This window comes from Streptomyces sp. HUAS CB01 (assembly GCF_030406905.1).
GTDB lineage: Bacteria > Actinomycetota > Actinomycetes > Streptomycetales > Streptomycetaceae > Streptomyces > Streptomyces chengbuensis.
This window is the reverse complement of sequence record NZ_CP129137.1, coordinates 750629-767501: the sequence shown is the minus strand read 5'-3', so window position 1 is coordinate 767501 and position 16873 is coordinate 750629. Positions and strand designations below refer to the sequence as shown.

The following is a 16873-nucleotide window of genomic DNA, read 5'->3' as shown; positions in this document are numbered from 1 at the left end:
GGTGCGCAACCACCGGACGGGGCGGCGCCGTTCGCCCACGAGACCCCTCCCCGGATCAGACGTTCGGCACCTTCACCCTGTCCCAGCTCGTCTTCCCGGGGATGCCGTCCGCATCGCTCCCCGAGTAGTCGAGCTTGCGCTGCCAGGCCGCGTAGGACGTGCGATCCGCCTCGGTCCACTCCGGGTCCGGGCCGACCTCGTACCGCCCGCAGCACTCCGCCACCAGCCGCCTGCCCATCGCCGTGAGGACGGCGCTGCGCCGGCCCACGGAGAAGAACGCGGCACCGGAACGGCTCGTACGCCGCCGGCGGCTTGGACGGGGGCGGCGTGGGCGGGCCGTCCGGCTTGCCGCCGAGACGCTGCCGGACCCTGCTCCGCATCGTGTCCATCATGAACCCGTGAGGGTCGATCTTCCCCGGCTGCCACTCCTTGTGGCCGATCACCGAGCGGTGCGACCAGCCGAGATGAGGGGAGGAGGCACATGAAATGCTCGCGTGCGTCAACGACGCATGCACACGCCTTCGATGATCCCCGTCACACACCCCGTGCGATATCGGTCTCGCAGGGCCGCCGGCATGCCCGGTCGGACCCCCTCCGTTTCCGGCGGGGGCCTCCACCTGCGCCGGAACCCTCTCCGGAGTCCCCCTTCCGGGGGTGGGTGCCCGGTCGTCCGCGGCCGTTGACTGGCCGGTCGCCAGCGGTTGACTTTCCCGGCCGCGCGTGCCTAGTTTGTTCTAAATGTAATGAAATGTCCGTCTTTCGGTGGTGCGGCTCCCGGTGAGTCCATGGCTCCCGGTGGGTCCATGGGAGGGCGGTCACGAACCTCGATATCCCGGTCGACGGCCGGCAGGGCCGTTTGGCGGGCGCGCGGCGTCGTACACGGCCGAGCCCGGTCGGCGCCGTTCCATGCGGGCACCGATCCGTCCGGGCGCGGCGCGCCATGCCGCGCGGACGGCACCACCGCCCCGCCGCGGCAACTCCCGCTTCACGCACGGCCGATGCGCCAGTGCCCCTCGCGAACACGTCACCGGCCTTCTCCGGTGCCGGCGCGCGGTGGCCCGCGCCGTGGCGCCCGCGGCAGTCGCCGGAAGGGATCTCATCATGCGTGCGAGGACTTCAAGGGCATTCCGTCTGCCGGCCGGCCTGTTCGCGGCTCTGGCCCTGTCCCTGGGAGGAGCGGGCGTCGCCAACGCGGCGAGCTACTCGTCCGGCGACTGCTGGGACGACGGATACCGCTACCACTACTGCGACGACGACTACGGTTACGGCGGATACGGAGACCACGACTGGGGCGGCGACCACGACAACGGCCGCGGCGGCAACGGCGACCACGGCGGTGACCGCGGCGGTGGCGGCGGCGACCACGGCGGTGACCGCGGCGGTGGCGGCGGTGGCGGTGGCGGCCGGCACTGAGCGCCGTGCGTCGGACTCCGGGCCCGGGGCTCCACCGCCCCGGGCTTCCGGCCCGTCATGAGGGCCCCGCAGCAGCCTGCCGGCTCCACCGGCCGGTGCCCCGTGTCCCGCCCCACGCGGGACACCGAGCCGGGAACGCACTGAGAAAGGCCCGGCCGCCGGGCGGAAGCGCACCGTCCGGCCGCCGGACGTCCGTCAGCCGTTCCCGGCTCGAACTCCCCTCGCGCTGCGGCGGCCCGGAGCCCGCCGCTCCCACCGGAGACCGCTCAGCCGCTCCCCGCCGCATCGGCCTTGATCATGTCGGCGCACCTCTCGCCGATCATCATCGTCGTGATGCACGGATTGACCGTGGTGAGCAGCGGCATGACCGAGGCGTCGGCCACCCGCAGTCCCCGTACGCCCTTGACCCGCAGACGCGCGTCGAGCGGGGACTCCGGGTCGGCGTCAGCGCCCATCCGCACCGTCCCCGCCGGGTGGTAGACGGTGTTGTGGGTGTCCCGCACGTAGGCGAACAGGGCGTCGTCGCTCGTGGTTCCGGGCCCGGGGGCGAGCTCCGCACCCGCCCAGTCGGTCATCGGGCCCCGGGAGACGATGTCGCGCGCCAACCGCAGCCCGTGCGTCATCACCCGGATGTCGTGCTCGTGGGTGAAGTACCGGGGGTCGACCATCGGCTTGTCGCGGAAGTCCCGGCTGCGCAGCCGCACCGTGCCCCGTGAACGCGCCTGGGTGACGTTGGGCGTCAGCGAGAAGGCGTTGTCGGACGTGGGATAGCCGTGCCGGTAGGTGTTGAGGTCGAAGGGCACGGAGCCGTAGTGGAACATCAGGTCCGGCCGGTCGAGGCCGGGCACGGTGTCCGCGAAGATGCCGATCTCCCACCACTGGGTCGACGTGGTGACCATGGGCTGCCTCGCCTCCCACATGATCACTCCCTCCGGGTGGTCCTGCAGGTGGGAGCCGACTCCGGGGGCGTCCACCCGTACGTCGACGCCGACGTCCCGCAGATGGCCGCCCGGGCCGATGCCCGACAGCATCAGCAGCTTCGGCGAGTCGATCGCCCCGCATGCCACGACCACCTCACCGCGCGCGGTCACCACCGAGGTGTGGACGGTGTCCGGCTCCAGGTACTCGACACCCGTGCACCGGCCGTCGGGCGAGAACAGCAGACGCCGCGCCCGTACCCCGGTCCTCACCTCCAGGTTCGGCCGCGTGCCCAGCACGGGGTGCAGGTACGACACCGAGGCGGACGAACGGGTGCCGTCCGGACGGGCGTTGATCTGGAACCAGTTGGCGCCCCGCACCACCGTCGTACCGGCGTTGAACGGGGTCGTCGGGATGCCCGCCTCGGCGCAGGCCTCCAGCAGGGCCCGCCCGCACGGGTCCCTCGGGGGCACCGTCCGCAACCGCACCGGGCCGGAGCGGCCGTGGTGGTCGCCGGGCGCGTCGTTGTTCTCCAGCCGCCGGTACAGCGGGAAGCAGTCCGCGGCGCTCCAGCCGGTGCAGCCCGCCGCGGCCCAGCCGTCCAGGTCCTCCGCGGGCGCCCAGAACGCGATGCAGGAGTTGTGCGACGAACAACCGCCGAGCACCCGGGCCCGGGCATGGCGGAGGAAACTGTTGCCGTTCACCTGGGGTTCGACGGGGTAGTCCCAGTCGTAGCCCGACTCCAGCAGGGCCATCCAGCGCTCCAGTACCAGGATGTTGTCGTCGCCCACGTCCGAGGGGCCGGCCTCCAGCAGGCAGACGCGGACGTCCGGGTCCTCGCTGAGCCGCGCGGCGACGACGGCGCCGGCCGTGCCGCCTCCCACCACGACATGGTCGAACTCCGGCACGGAGGCGGGTGAGGCCATGGCATCTCCAGGTCGTCGGGGAGCCGTCGGGGCCGCGGCCGGACACGGCCGGGCGCGTGCCGGGGAGGCTCGTCAGGGAGCCGCCGGACCACCGGTCGGCGCGGACTCGGACGCGTGCTCGGCGAGCACACCCGTCTTGTGGCGCTGGACGAACCAGTAGTAGGCGAACCCACCGAGCGCGACGAGACCGATGAACAGGAACGCGCCCCAGCGCAGGTACCAGTGCTGCGGCCCGGTGGCGTTGTAGACCTCGGCACGGGGCCAGGCCAGGTTCAGGGACATGGCCGCGCCCCAGAGCACGGCGAGGACGTTGACGGGCAGTCCGAACCTGCCGAGCGAGAAGCCGTCCTCGGCCGGCTTCCACCTGCCGCGCAGCCGCTGGATCAGCATCGGGGTGGTGACCATCAGATAGGCGACGTAGATCATGATGATCGCGATGCTGGTGACCACCGAGAAGATCTGCGGCTGGTTGATGTTGATCACCAGGATGACGACACCCACGAGGCCGATGACGACCGCGGGCACCACGGGCGTCCGGAACCGGGGGCTGACCCGCGCGAGCCGCGATCCCGCCGGCAGGTTGTTGTCCCGTGCCATCGCGAACATCAGCCGGATCCCGGCGGCGTGCACGGCCAGCACGCACACGGTGATCGCGACGACGACGCACCACAGGAAGATCTCGCCGACCGTCGGGCCCAGGGTCACCAGCACCACGTACTGCAGCCCCTCGGTGGACAGTTGCTTCGCAAACAGGTTCGGCACGGCCATCAGCGCGAACAACAGGATCATTCCGCCGATGAGGAAGGACGCCACCAGCGCGCGGAGGATGGCGCGCGGGCAGTTCCGCCGGGGCGCGTGCGACTCCTCACCGAGCGAGGACGCCGTGTCGAAGCCGTACATCACGTAGGCGGAGGCCAGCGAAGCGGTGAGGAAGGCTCCGAAGTAGCCCCAGGGTTGGTCCTTGCCGAGCCCGTACGTCTCGGTGAGGACGGTGGCCGGCCCGCGGGTGATGTGCACCGCGAGGAAGATGATCAGCGCGACGGCGGCGATGAGCTCGATGAAGACGCCCGCGGAGTTGATGCGCGCCATCAGCTGCACGCCGAAGGCGTTGACGAGTGTCGAGAAGACGATGAGGACCGTACCGAGCAGGACGGCGTTGGCCGCCGCCGACGAACCGGTCCCGTCGCCCACGAGCTGGAACCAGGGATCGATCTGCGGCAGGGTGATCTGGTACGCCAGCGCCACGGCGGACAACGTCACCATCGTCGCCGTCATCATCATCCAGCCGCCGAGCCAGCCGAGGTGCGGACCGCCCATCTTCTTCGCCCAGTTGTAGACGGAGCCGGCGACCGGATAGCGCGCCGCCAGCTCGCAGAAGCACAGCGCCACCATCAGCTGGCCGACGAACACCATCGGCCACGACCACCAGTAGGCCGGGCCGCCGAAGGCGACGCCGAAGTAGAACAGCTGGAAGGTGCCGGTGAGGATCGAGATGTAGCTGATCCCGGCGGCGAACGTGTGGAAGTTGCCCAGCGTGCGTTTGAGCTCCGGCTTGTACCCCAGTTCCGCGAGCGACGCGTCGTCCTCGTGGTGGCCGGGGCCCGACGGGCCCTTGGCGTCCGGTGCCCGTCCCGTGTCCGCCGTCATGCGAACCACCTCTGGGGGCTGGGCGCGAGATTGCGCCAGATGTGTTTGGCCTCGAGATACTCCGCCAGGCCGGCCAGGCCGAGTTCACGGCCGAACCCGGACTGCTTCATCCCGCCCCACTCCGCCTGCGGGACGTACGGATGGAAGTCGTTGATCCACACCGTGCCGGCCCGCAACCGTGAGGCAACCCGGTGCGCCCGCGCCGGATCCCCGGTCCACACGGCGCCCGCGAGCCCGTAGACCGTGTCGTTGGCGAGCGCCACCGCCTCGTCCTCGTCGCGGAACCGCTCCACGGTCAGGACCGGGCCGAACGACTCGTCGCGCACCACCGTCATGTCCGGAGCGCACTCGTCCAGCACCGTCGGGAGGTAGTAGAAGCCGTCCGACAGCTCCGGGGCGTCCGGCCGGGAACCCCCGCAGCGCAGTACGGCGCCCTCGGCGAGACCGGCCTCGACGTACGCCTCGATCTTCTCCAGGTGCCCGGAGGAGATCAGCGGGCCCGTGCGGGCGTTCTCGTCGAAAGGCCCGCCGAGCCTGATGGACTCCGCCTGCCTGACGATCTCCGCCACGAACGCGTCGTGCAGTTCGTCCTGCACCAGCAGCCGCGCCCCGGCCGAGCACACCTGGCCGGAGTGGAGGAAGACGGCGGTCGCCGCGTAGTCCACGGCCGCTTCGAACGCGGCGTCGGAGAACACGACGTTCGGGTTCTTGCCACCGAGTTCGAGCGCCACCTTCTTCACCGTCGGAGCCGCGGCCGCCATGATGCGGCGGCCGGTGACCAGACCGCCCGTGAACGACACCATGTCGACCCGGGGATCCTCGGTGAGCGGGGCGCCGACGACACCGCCCGCGCCCAGCACCAGATTGGCCGCGCCGCCGGGCAGTCCCGCCTCGGTGAGCAGCCGCATCAGCAACACGGCGGTGTGCGGGGTCAGTTCACTCGGCTTGAGGACGAACGTGTTGCCCGCGCCGAGGGCCGGAGCGACCTTCCAGGACGTCTGGAGCAGCGGGTAGTTCCACGGAGTGATCAGCGAGCACACCCCGACGGGCTCATGGACGACACGGCTGTCGACGTCCGGCAGGCCGGCGTCGACGACGCGGTCGTGGCCGCCCGCCGCCACGAGATGGCCGAACCAGCGGAAGCACCTGGCGACGTCGTCCATGTCGTACTCGCTCTCCACCAGCCGCTTGCCCGCGTCCAGCGACTCGGCGCGGGCGAACTCGGCCCGGTCGCGCTCCAGCAGGGCGGCGGAGCGCAGCAGCAACTCACCGCGTTCCGCGGCCGTGGTGCGGGGCCACGGCCCGCTGTCATAGGCGTCGCGGGCGGCCGCGATCGCGGCGGAGACGTCCTCCGGCCCCGCCTCGTCGACGGTCGCCACGAGTGTGCCGTCGGCCGGACAGCGGATCTCCCGCTTCCGCCCGCCGGCGGCGGCGGTCCAGGTACCGCCGATGAAGAGCTCGGGCATGGGGGCCACCTCCGGGTTCGGACGGGCGGGCTGACCGGAGCGCCTTTGCTCAGTTGTGGTTCCTCGCGTCTTCTTCTGCTTCGAGGCTAGAGAGCCTGGGCGCGCTCTGCACCGCGAGCGCCGTCCGCGGCCCCGGATGCGTCACCGGGAGTAGCCGCGAGGTCCCGGAACGTGCGTATGGCTGTGCGGGTTCGCGGCCCCTCCGCGTCCGTCCGGCTCCCGGGGCCGCTGCCCCGGTCCCCCCACTCAAGATCGGCGTTGTCAGTGCACGCCGCTAGGTTCTGTCGTGTCCCGCCGGAGCCACTGTGCCGGCAGGGACTTCCCGTGCTGTGCAAAGGAGATGGTGCGTTGTCCGACTGGGAGAAGCGGAGCGCGGCGCGCGTGGTGGCGCCCGCGCGGCCGCGAAAGCTCGCCAAGGTCCCGTTCGTCGAGCTGGCGGACGGACGCCTGCAGGGCGTGGTGTCCAGCGGCTCGGACATCGAACGGGTCTATGTGTCGTCCGTCGAGACGGGCACGTACGCGTTCGCCTGCAGCACCAACAACAACCGGCCGTGCGGCGGTGCCCGCGGCTCGTTCTGCAACCACATACGGGCCCTCGTCGGCGAGGCCGTGCTGCAGTACGGCGCCGAGCGCGTCGCCCGCTACCTGCGCGTCGAGACGGGGGACGAGGAGCCGACTGCGGCCGGTCTCACGACCGCGATGACCGGCACCCGTCCCGCGCAGGCCGCGACGAAGACGGCCGCACCCGTGTTCAGCCGGTTCCTGCGCCATCTGGCCTACCTCGAACTCACCCCGGACACCGTGCCGTTGCCCGAGATGCAGTGGTTCCCGCCGACCAGGGCGGTGGCGTGATGCGCACCGCTCTGCTCACCGACCCGATCGACGGGCTCGACGAGGCCCTGGCCGCCGTCGACGCGTTCGACCGCGCTCTCGTCGGCGGTCTGCTGAGGCCCCGGCCCACCCAGGCCGCGGGGGCGGCGGAACTGGCCGACGCCGTGGCGGGCACGCCCCTTGCCTCCCGGGCCGCCGAGGCGGCCGGGAAGGCCGCGGCCGGAGCCGCCGGCGAGGACCACTTCGTCGCACTGGCCGCCGCCCGTACGGCGCTGCTCGGCTCCGTCCACGACGCGCTCATGACCCGCGTCGACGAGGCGACCGGCCGATCGCGCGTCGAGGAGGCCGCACCCCCGCCTGCCGAACGGCGGACGGCGAACGTGTCCGCCGCCGCCCGCTCCTGGCTGTCCGACCTGGCGCGCGCCGGATGGCAGGGCATCGACCACGAACTGGTCTCCGGCGCGGCCCAGGTGGTCTCCGCGATGCTCGCCGACCCGGCCCTGCGCAGGCAGGCGACGCTCCTGGACGGCTTCGCCGCCGAACTCGCCGCCTCCTGCCCGGGCGCCACGCTGGAACGGATCCCCGTGCGCCGCTGGGCCGACCTCTGGTCGCGGGCGGTGCTGCTGACGCTGCCGGGTGCGGCCGAGGTGTCCGCACCCGGCACGGCCACCGGCCGGCTGCTGCCGCTCGGCGTCGACGTGCACGAGCACGCGACCGCCGCCCAGGCCCAGGTCCACGCGGTGTTCGAGCCCGCGGACGGCACCGCGCCCCGGCTGGTGCGCGCCGCCGTCTCGGTGCCGAAGCCGGACACGGTCGTGGAGGCCGGTGTCTGGCAGTTGCTCCGTCCGCACATGGCGCTGCTGGCAGCCGTGAGCGAGGGCCGCTCGATGGACCTGTCCGGCATGCCGGTCACCGCCGAGGGCGACCTGATCTGGAACGACGACCTGGCACGCCCGGGCGGGCCCGCCGACGCGTTCGCCACCGCCCGCGTCGCCATGGCCGCGGCCACGGCAGCGGCGGCCGCACCGCTGGACCGCCACCCGGCGCGCATCGCCGAGCCGGTGTTCCTGGAGGGCTACACCGTGCGCGAGGAGGACGGCTCACTGCTGTTCGAGGTCGCCGGACACCCCGTGGCCGTCGACACCGACCGCATTCCGACGGCGGGGCCGCTGACGCCGGAGGCCGTCGAGGCGTCGGGCGCGTGCATCGGGCTGCTCCGGTGGGACGCCGGCATCTTCAGCGTCCAGCCGCTCGCCGTCGAGAGGACCGTGCGGAAGAAGGCCGTGGCGGTGCACGGCGGCGGATGGGCCGGCGGCACGGCCGACAGGGCCGGTCTCAGGGCCGAGAAGGCCGCCACCGACGCCGTGACGGTGCTGCGGGAGCGAGCGGGGAGGCTGCTGCGGAAGTGACGGAGCAGACGACCGACCGGGGGCAGACGACCGACCGGGAGCGGCCGGGCCGGCGGCCCGAGGCGGACTCCCACGACCATCGCCGTCAGGTCCTGTACTGGCGGCTCCTCGCCCGCCTCTTCGACCACGAGGAGCAGACGACGCTGGAGGCGGCCAGCCTCGCCGTCGTCGAGGACATCGGGCTGCCGCCCGCGCTGCTGGACCCGCAGGCGTCCGTCGACTCCATCGTGCAGCGCCATCCGGAGCTGGCCGCCGAGTTCGACGGTCTGATGGTGCCCCGGCCCGACGACCGGTCCGGACCGGACCCCGCTCACGGCTCCGACCCCGTCCGCGTGCCCGGACCCGCCACCGGATCTCTGCCCGGAGCGGAAGCCGGACCCGAAGCCGGAGCGGAAGCCGGAGCGGAAGCCGGAGCGGAAGCCGGACCCGAAGCCGGAGCGGAAGCCGGACCCCAAGCCGGACCCGAAGCCGGGGCCCCGGCCGCAGCGGGTGCCGCGCCCGTACCCGGGTCCGTGCCCGAAGCGGGCTCCCCGGCCGTACCCGGTGCCGCGCCCGAGGCGCGCGCCGGTGGGGGCGGGCCGGACGGCCGTGACCGCGCCGCCGAAGTACGCCGTGCCGCACTCGTGTCGAAAGTGCTGCTCAACGTCTTCTCGTCCGGATCCGGCACGGTCACCGCCGGGCAGCTCGCGCGCTGGCAGTCCGACGCGGGCTGGCTGGAGCGTGCGCTCGGCTGCCGGCCCGGCGAGCTGCGCGGCGGCCGTTCCGGCGGCGGCGCGGCCGGCCGCGCCGCCGCCCCGACCGGCTCCGGCGGCGGTGCGGTGCCCGACCTCAGCACGCTGATTCCGGCGATCGGCCCGGAACTCGGCGCCATCGAGGCCGACCTCGTGAAACGGATGCATCTGCGCGAAGTCCTCGCCGACCCGCAGCTCGCCTCGCAGCTCACCCCCAGCATGTCGCTCATCGAGCAGTTGCTGCGCGACAAGAACAATCTGTCCGGTGTGGCGCTGGCCAATGCCAAGGCCCTGATCCGCCGCTTCGTCGACGAGGTCGCCGAGGTGCTGCGAACCCAGGTGGAGAAGGCCACGGTCGGGGCCCTGGACCGCTCCGTGCCGCCGAAGCGCGTCTTCCGGAACCTGGATCTCGACCGCACGATCTGGAAGAACCTGACCAACTGGAGCCCGGAGGAGGAGCGGCTGTACGTCGACCGCCTCTACTACCGGCACACCGCCCGCAAGACGATGCCGCAGCGGCTCGTCGTGGTCGTGGACCAGTCGGGTTCCATGGTCGACTCGATGGTCAACTGCACCATCCTCGCCTCGATCTTCACCGGACTGCCGAAGGTGGACGTCCATCTGATCGCCTACGACACCCAGGCCCTCGACCTCACACCCTGGGTGCACGACCCCTTCGAGACGCTGCTGCGCACCAACCTCGGCGGCGGCACCGACGGCACGGTCGCCATGGCGCTGGCCCAGCCGAAGATCGCCGAACCGCGCAACACCGTCGTGGTGTGGATCTCCGACTTCTACGAATGGCGGAGCGAGCAGCTCTTCGAGTCCATGGCCGCCATCCATCGTTCGGGGGCCAAGTTCATCCCCGTCGGCTCGGTGACCAGCTCCGGCCGGGGCAGCGTCAACCCCTGGTTCCGGGAGCGCTTCAAGGACCTCGGCACACCGGTGATATCCGGTCACATACGCAAGCTCGTCCACGAGCTCAAGACGTTCCTCGCCTGACCGGCGCTGCGGGCGGATCCGTCGCCTCCTCAGCCGCGGCGGCACTGCCCGCTGACGCGTCCTCAGCCATGACCGCGTCCGCACCGCGTCCCACGCTGACGCTCTTTCACTCTTACACGTTGAGAAAGGCCCTGACATGTCCGATCTGTTGCGCGCCCCCGCCGAGATCAAGTACGCCGAGGAACTGGACTGGCTGGAGTCGATCGACGACAACCCCAAGCCCTTCTCCTGGCGGCTCTCCCCGAAGATGGTCCGGCTGTTCGTCCTGGGCTCCGAGCGCTCCGACGGTCTCGAGCGGGAGATCTCCCGGAAGTGGTTCGGGGACCGCAGCTTCGTCGAGCGCGCCATCGTCACGCTGGCCTCCGACCGCGGCCTGCTGCTCATAGGCGACCCCGGCACCGGCAAGAGCTGGCTCGCCGAGCTGCTGTCCGCCGCGATCAGCCGGAACTCCACTCTGGTGGTGCAGGGCACGGCCGGCACCACCGAGGACCACATCAAGTACTCGTGGAACGTGTCCATGGTGATCGCCAAGGGCCAGTCCCGCGACTCGATGATCCCCTCACCGATCATGACCGCGATGGAGACCGGTGCGATCGGCCGCTTCGAGGAGCTGACCCGCTCCACCAGCGACGTCCAGGACGCCCTGATCTCCATCCTGTCGGAGAAGTACATCTCGGTCCCCGAGCTGGACAGCGACAACATCGTCTTCGCCAAGCCCGGTTTCTCGGTCATCGCCACCGCCAACAGCCGGGACCGGGGCGTCAACGACCTCTCGTCGGCCCTCAAGCGCCGCTTCAACTTCGTGCGCATCCCGGTGGTGACGAACAAGAAGAGCGAGGCGGAGATCGTCCGCTTCCGCACCGAGGAGTTGCTGCGCCGCCACCGGATCGAGCTCGACGTGCCTCCGACGCTGCTCGACGTGCTCCTGCAGAGCTTCGCCGACCTGCGCGCCTCCGCTGCCTCGGCCGGCAGCGACGACGAGAAGCTGGAGTCCGCGCTGTCGACCGCCGAGCAGATCGGTGTGCTGGAGGACGCGATCCTGCACAGCAACTTCTTCGGCGAGCGGGCGTTGACCGCCCACACCCTCGCCTCCTCCCTCGTAGGATCCCTGGCGCGGCGTGAGCCGGAGGACCTGGCCATCCTCAACAAGTACCTGCACGGTGTCGTCGAGCCGCGCAGCAAGGAGGAGGGCGGCTCCTGGCCGGAGTTCCTGGAGGGCGGCCGCGACGCGATCGCCACCCTGTCATGAGCGCCGCCGAGGAAGGGACGTTCACCGCGCTGCGGACCCAGCTGCAGGAAGCCGCGGCGGCCTTCGCCGGCGGTCCCGACGCGCTCGAGGGCCTGCTGCTCGGCATCGTCGACGACGTGGACCGCGCGGTGCGGGAACCCCTCGAGATCTTCCCGGTCTGTCACCACTCGCCCGCCTCGGCGCTCGCGATGGCCCGGCGGCTGAGGGAGAAGCAGCCGAAGGTGGTGTACCTCGAGCTGTGCGAGGACATGGCCCCGCTGCTGACCGAACTGCGCAACTGCAGGCTCCCGGTCGCGGTGCAGGCGTTCGCCTCCGAGGTCGAGGGATTCCCGGCCGACTGGTCGCCGCTCTCCGTGGTCGCGCCCGTCACCGAGGCGTCGGCCGAGTACCAGGCGATCGCCTACGCCCTGGACACCCCGGGTGTCGAGCTCGTCCTCGTCGACCGTTCCTCCGACCATGTGTTCCAGTGGGACGCGCGCGGAACGGACGCAGCCGAGCCGGCCGGTCCGGACGGACCGGCCGAGGAGGAGGCCGCACTGCACGGCGACGCGGTCGGCGTCGAACTCGGCGACCTGCGGCCGCGCTTCGCCGAGCTGGAGGAGCACCTGCTGCGCCACGGCCGGGTCCGGCACTGGTCGGAGTGGTGGCACCAGTACGTGGAGCTGCCTCTCGGGGACAGCGACCACGACACGTACCGGCAGGTCATGCTGCTGATCGGCAGTCTCTTCCGCCGTCTTGCGCCGGGCGACCCACGGCGGGTGCGCGTGGACGAGGACCGCGAGCGCCACATGTGGACCCGCATGCGCGAGCACCTCGCCGCCACCGGCACCGATCCCGCGGACTGCCTCTACGTCTGCGGCGCGTTCCACGCGGCCAGCCGTGTCGCCGAGTTCGGCGTGGACGGTGCCGACACCTTCGAGATCGCGCCACGGACCGCGACCACGTGGCAGCACGGTCTGATCCCCTCCAGCCACGCCGCGATCGAGGCGCAGTTCGGGCTCGCCGCCGGCTCGGTGTCCATCGCCGCGACGGTGTGGGCGAAGAACGTCAGGCGCTCCGGCGTCGAGCCGTTCCGGCTGGCGGGGCAGGCGGGCGCGAAGAAGAAGGCGAAGGCGGTGAAGGCCGGCCCGTCGGCCGTCGACCCGGCGGTGCCGGCCTCCGACAGGCTTTCCGGCTTTCTGCGACGGCCGCCCGTCCTGGACCGCCTCGACGAGGCCGAACTGCTCGGCTGGTCGGTCGAGATCGTGCGGGCGGCACGCCGCAACGGCTACCTCGCCTCCACCGCCGACGCCATCGCCGTGTTCGAGACCTCGATCCTGCTGGCCGGGATGAGGGACCGCGCCAAGCCCACCCCGTACGACTTCCAGGACGCTGCCGTCACCTGCATCGAGAAGGACACCGTGCCGGGCCGGCGCGATGTGCGCCGGCTCGTGGAGATCATGATGGGCGGCGACCGGATCGGCCAGGTCGGCTACGACGCGCTGCCGCCCCTGGCGCGCGATGTGCACGACCGGCTCGCCCCGCTGGGACTGAGGCTCCAGCAGCGTGGAGTGCAGCGGGCGCTGCTGGACATCGCCGCCCGGCCGGACCTGGAGAAGTGCTCCGATGTGCTGTGGATGCTGCGGTACCTGATGCCGCACGGCGCCGCCCGCCCGATCATGGGGGAGCGGCGGCTGGGCGAGCGCCCCATCCAGGAGTCCTGGGACCTCGCGCTGGGCACCCACCAGCGTGCGCTCATCGAGCTCGGCTACGAAGGCGTCAGCATCGAGCAGGTGCTGGAGCAGCGCCTTCGGCGCACGGCGTACGGCCCGCAGGCGACGACAGCGGTCGTCCTCGAAGCCGTCGAGGACGCGACGCTGCATCTGCGCAGCCGACGCCTCGCCGACGAACTGGGCACCCGCGCCCTGGAGGTGCTGGCCACCGAGCGCAGTGTCGACGGCGCCCCGGAGGTCCTGCGCCGGGTGCGCAGGCTGCTGGCGTACTACCGGACCAGCGAACCGGTGCTGCCGCCGTGGATCGAGTCCTTCGTCAAGACGGGGTACGCGCACTACTGCACCCTGCTGCCGACGGCGTTCACCGACGAGCACGCGACCGTCCGTCAGGTCGCCGCGATGCTGGGGTTCCTGTTCAGCATGGAGGGTCTGGCGCTGTCGCTGGGCTGCGACCGTACGCAACTGGAGCTGGCCGTCGCCCAGTCGCACCCCGGGGAACCGGCGAAGGTCGCACTGCTCTGGGCGGCGCAGACCCAGCTCGGCAGCCTCTCCCGGGCGGATCTGCGCACGCGGTGCGACGAGCTGCTCGCCAACCCCCTCGTGGTGCCGGCCTACCCCCGCTACCTCAGCGGATTCCTGCACGCGCTGGAGCCGGCGCCCGCCCTCGCCGACTTCGTCGTGGAATCGGTGTCGAACGCGTTCGCCCGGCTGCCGGACGCGGTGCTGCTGCCCTGGCTGCCGACCCTGATCACCACCCTCCGGGCCGGCGGCGCGGAGCTGGCGCCGCTGCTGATCCGCGAGGCCGGCCGGATCTTCCCCGCGCGGCTCGACGTCCTCGACTCGTGGGTGCCGCCGTGGCGCGTACCACCGGACCCGCGCGCGGTGCGTCCCGCCCGGCCGGGGGGCGGCGGCCGAGGCGTTCCGCTGCTTGCCGCCCATCCCGCCGCCTGCGACGCGGTGGCGGAACTGCTGGGCTGCGACGACGCGTGGGAGACGACGGCCCAAGGCCCCGGGGGCGTGGCCCTCGTCCACGCCCACCCCGGCACGGCGACGGCGCTGGAGGCACTACTGGCCACGTCCTGAGCCGGGTGGAGGGTGAGAACCGGTGAGCCGTCGGTACGGCGGCTGACGAAGGCTCACCGGATCCCACCACACCCGGTCATGGCGGCGACGGGCTCAGGCGACCGCGGTGGAGGCGCCGGAGGGGGCGCCGAAGGGGGGCGCCGGTACGGCCGCCGGCGGCTCGAGCAGCCGCGAGGGCACGCCGTCCACGCCGGCCGCCACGTCGCCGTCCATCGTGACGCGGCGCAGCCTGCGCTCGTGGCCGTCGGAGTCGTCCACGCCGTGGTGCTGGATGGCGCGGTTGTCCCGCGACCACATGAGATCACGGCGCCGAGCCGGCCGCCGGCCTCGCGTACGGTGAGCTCCCGTTCGGCACCGGCCTCATGCTCCTCGGTGGTCGTCGTGGTCATGGTGCGCTCCTTTCGGCCGCCCGGGGGTTGCGGAAACGCGCACCGCGAACTTCGCCGGGAGCGTGCCAGCGGGCCGCGACCGGGGCCACCGCGCGACTGGCCCGCACGAGGCGGACGCCGCGCGGAACTCACGCCCCTTCACGTCACGTCATGCCGTCGCCACGTCGCCACGTCGCCACGTCGCCACGTCGCCACGTCGCCACGTCGCCACGTCGCCACGTCGCCACGTCGCCACGTCGCCATGTCGCCACGTCATGCCGTCGCCACGTCGCCACGTCGCCACGTCGTCACGTCCGCTCCACGGCCGTCGGCGGTCCCGCCGCGACGGGCGCCCGGCCGGGCACGCGCGGGCGGGTCCGGGGGAGACGGGCGGGTGCCGGCGGCGACGCGTCGCCCCGCCGGTGCGGTGGAACCGCCCGCGCCCGCGCCCGCCCCTCCTCGGGCGACACGTCCCGGTCCCGGAGGGCCCTGCGCGCGGCCACGGCCCACGGCCGGGCGGTCCGGTCACGCGCGGGCGAGCGTGGGGCGGCGGTGCGACCCCGACGGGTGATGCGCCCGCACCGACTCATGAGCTAGGTTAGGCGTGCCTTACCTAACCTAATCGAGGGGTGCGGAATGACTGCTGACGACGTCTGCGCGGGTGAGCAGGCGAGCCCGGCCGAACGGGTGCGCACGGTGCTGGCCGCCGCCGAATCCTTCACGGTGGTCACCGACGCGCACACCTGCGACCTGGTCGGCGGCGGGCTGCACAGCGTCGGCGACGACGGCCGGCTGCTGCTGCGGCTGCCCGCCGACTGCCGGCTGGCCGGAGAGGTCGCCCTCGCGCCACGCGGCACGCTCGCCGTCGTCCTCAAGTTCACCGACGTCGCGCCGGTCGCGGTCCGCGAACGGGTCCGGTCCCGCGTCACGGTCGCCGGGTGGCTGGCCCAGGCCGGGCCGGAGTGCGAGGAATCCGGGACCGTGACGTTCCGGATGGTCACCGCGCACGTCGCCCTGGAGACCGCGGCGGGGCCGGTCACGGTCGGCCTCGACGAACTCGCCCTGGCCCGGCCGGACGTGCTCGCCCGTCACGAGGCCGCCGTGCTCACCCATCTCGTCGACGACCACGCCGAGGTGGTGGAGCTGCTCACCCGGCTGGTGGATCCGCGGCTGCTCCAGGGCGTGGTCCGGGTGTGGCCGCTGGCCATGGACCGGCGGGGCATCACTCTCCGCCTCGAGCACGCACACGGCCACCACGACGTCCCGCTGCCCTTCCCCAGGCCCGTGGGCGACCCCGGACAGTCCGGCGCGCGGGTCCGCGAACTCCTGGCCGCGGCCCGCGCCTGCCGCCGCGGAAGCCGTCTGCCGAGCCGGCCGTGACGGCCGGACGCCAGGAGCGGACCCCCGTCCGCCGCCCCGCGCGCACTGCCGCGGAGTGCCCGGGGCGGCCCACCGAGGAGCCCTGCCCGGAGCCCGGCACCGACCTGGTCGGCGCGATCATCCGCGCCGCCCCTCGCGCGGCCGCCATCTGCACCCCGCCGGAACCGCCCCGCCCCTCGTTGCCCTGACACCCCTCGTACCGACCGGAAGGGACCGGCGGGCCGCGACGCCCTCGCTGGGTTGCCGCCCCCGACTACGTGCCGTGCGAGGGCGATCCAAAGCGTTGCGCTGCACCCCAACGGACGCCGCGCCCCTCCCGGCGGACCGTCCCCGGTCCCGGCACCGAGCCGGTTGCACGCCGACGCGGCCGCCCCGCGCCACCCGGCACGCGTGGTGTCGAGGGACCGTTCGCAAGGACCCGCTGTGCGGGCGACCTGCCACCGTGTCAGCATCAGCGCACCGCGGAACGCAGCGGGCCCGCCGCCTGCGGACGGACGTGGGCCCCGCCGGGCCGGGCCCACGGCCCTGACCGTCGCTGACCTGCCACCGTGTCAGCATCAGCACACCGCGAACGCAGCGGGCCCGCCGCCTGCGGACGGACATGGGCCCCGCCGGGCCGGGCCCACGGCCCTGACCGTCGCTGACCTGCCACCGTGTCAGCATCAGCGCACCGCGGAACGCAGCGGGCCCGCCGCCTGCGGACGGACATGGGCCCCGTCGGGCCGGGCCCACGGCCCT

The 16873-nt window shown here is 72.8% G+C and carries 10 protein-coding genes and 2 pseudogenes; 7 read left to right on the top strand and 5 right to left on the bottom strand.

The genetic code is table 11. From position 1 onward, the window contains the following. Positions 1–55 precede the first annotated feature (55 nt). A pseudogene (locus QRN89_RS03435) lies at positions 56–461 on the bottom strand (peptidoglycan-binding protein); the annotation flags it as partial. Positions 462–1101: 640 nt separating this feature from the next. On the opposite strand from QRN89_RS03435, the gene QRN89_RS03430 reads away from it, so the two are divergent. Beyond that, positions 1102–1413 carry a hypothetical protein gene (locus tag QRN89_RS03430; RefSeq protein ID WP_290347854.1) on the top strand — a complete coding sequence of 104 codons (312 nt, stop codon included), beginning with the start codon at positions 1102–1104 and terminating at the stop codon, positions 1411–1413. 266 nt (positions 1414–1679) lie between these two features. On the opposite strand, the gene QRN89_RS03425 is transcribed toward QRN89_RS03430, so the two are convergent. The 3 genes from QRN89_RS03425 to QRN89_RS03415 form a co-directional block, all read right to left on the bottom strand. After that, positions 1680–3257, bottom strand: a complete 1578-nt coding sequence (locus QRN89_RS03425) for a GMC family oxidoreductase (RefSeq protein ID WP_290347853.1) — start codon at positions 3255–3257, stop codon at positions 1680–1682. A gap of 72 nt (positions 3258–3329) precedes the next feature. Next, entirely contained in the window at positions 3330–4904 is a 1575-nt protein-coding gene (locus QRN89_RS03420; RefSeq protein ID WP_290347852.1) for an APC family permease, read from the bottom strand. Then, on the bottom strand, positions 4901–6370 hold the full coding sequence (locus QRN89_RS03415; protein WP_290347851.1) for an aldehyde dehydrogenase family protein: 1470 nt from the start codon (positions 6368–6370) through the stop codon (positions 4901–4903). The genes QRN89_RS03420 and QRN89_RS03415 overlap by 4 nt, the downstream gene beginning before the upstream one ends. Before the next feature lie 348 nt (positions 6371–6718). Between QRN89_RS03415 and QRN89_RS03410 the strand changes: the two genes are divergently transcribed. The 5 genes from QRN89_RS03410 (at position 6719) to QRN89_RS03390 (ending at position 14387) form a co-directional block, all read left to right on the top strand. Next, positions 6719–7222 (top strand): hypothetical protein, encoded by a 504-nt coding sequence (locus QRN89_RS03410; RefSeq protein WP_290347850.1) that lies wholly within the window; start codon positions 6719–6721, stop codon positions 7220–7222. Further along, complete coding sequence (locus tag QRN89_RS03405) at positions 7222–8610, top strand: hypothetical protein (RefSeq protein WP_435833237.1); 1389 nt, start codon at positions 7222–7224, stop codon at positions 8608–8610. The genes QRN89_RS03410 and QRN89_RS03405 overlap by 1 nt, the downstream gene beginning before the upstream one ends. A gap of 92 nt (positions 8611–8702) precedes the next feature. Then, a complete protein-coding gene (locus QRN89_RS03400; protein ID WP_290353558.1) occupies positions 8703–10343 on the top strand; it encodes a vWA domain-containing protein in 1641 nt (546 codons plus the stop codon). 136 nt (positions 10344–10479) lie between these two features. Beyond that, positions 10480–11592, top strand: coding sequence for an ATP-binding protein (locus tag QRN89_RS03395; RefSeq protein ID WP_290347848.1), 1113 nt, complete (start codon positions 10480–10482; stop codon positions 11590–11592). Continuing rightward, positions 11589–14387, top strand: a complete 2799-nt coding sequence (locus QRN89_RS03390; protein WP_290347847.1) for a DUF5682 family protein — start codon at positions 11589–11591, stop codon at positions 14385–14387. The genes QRN89_RS03395 and QRN89_RS03390 overlap by 4 nt, the downstream gene beginning before the upstream one ends. 93 nt (positions 14388–14480) lie before the next feature. On the opposite strand, the pseudogene QRN89_RS03385 reads toward QRN89_RS03390, so the two are convergent. After that, positions 14481–14672, bottom strand: a pseudogene (locus tag QRN89_RS03385) (TauD/TfdA family dioxygenase); the annotation flags it as partial. 719 nt (positions 14673–15391) lie between these two features. Here QRN89_RS03385 and QRN89_RS03380 point away from each other — a divergent pair. Further along, complete coding sequence (locus QRN89_RS03380; protein ID WP_290347846.1) at positions 15392–16135, top strand: DUF2470 domain-containing protein; 744 nt, start codon at positions 15392–15394, stop codon at positions 16133–16135. The last annotated feature ends 738 nt before the right edge of the window (positions 16136–16873 follow it).

Excerpts from the sequence above, each read along its gene's own strand:
- QRN89_RS03430 (WP_290347854.1), top strand. The coding sequence starts at position 1,102 with ATGCGTGCGAGGACTTCAAGGGCATTCCGTCTGCCGGCCGGCCTGTTC.
- QRN89_RS03425 (WP_290347853.1), bottom strand. The coding sequence starts at position 3,257 with ATGGCCTCACCCGCCTCCGTGCCGGAGTTCGACCATGTCGTGGTGGGA.
- QRN89_RS03420 (WP_290347852.1), bottom strand. The coding sequence starts at position 4,904 with ATGACGGCGGACACGGGACGGGCACCGGACGCCAAGGGCCCGTCGGGC.
- QRN89_RS03415 (WP_290347851.1), bottom strand. The coding sequence starts at position 6,370 with ATGCCCGAGCTCTTCATCGGCGGTACCTGGACCGCCGCCGCCGGCGGG.
- QRN89_RS03405 (WP_435833237.1), top strand. The coding sequence starts at position 7,222 with ATGCGCACCGCTCTGCTCACCGACCCGATCGACGGGCTCGACGAGGCC.
- QRN89_RS03395 (WP_290347848.1), top strand. The coding sequence starts at position 10,480 with ATGTCCGATCTGTTGCGCGCCCCCGCCGAGATCAAGTACGCCGAGGAA.
- QRN89_RS03390 (WP_290347847.1), top strand. The coding sequence starts at position 11,589 with ATGAGCGCCGCCGAGGAAGGGACGTTCACCGCGCTGCGGACCCAGCTG.
- QRN89_RS03380 (WP_290347846.1), top strand. The coding sequence starts at position 15,392 with ATGACTGCTGACGACGTCTGCGCGGGTGAGCAGGCGAGCCCGGCCGAA.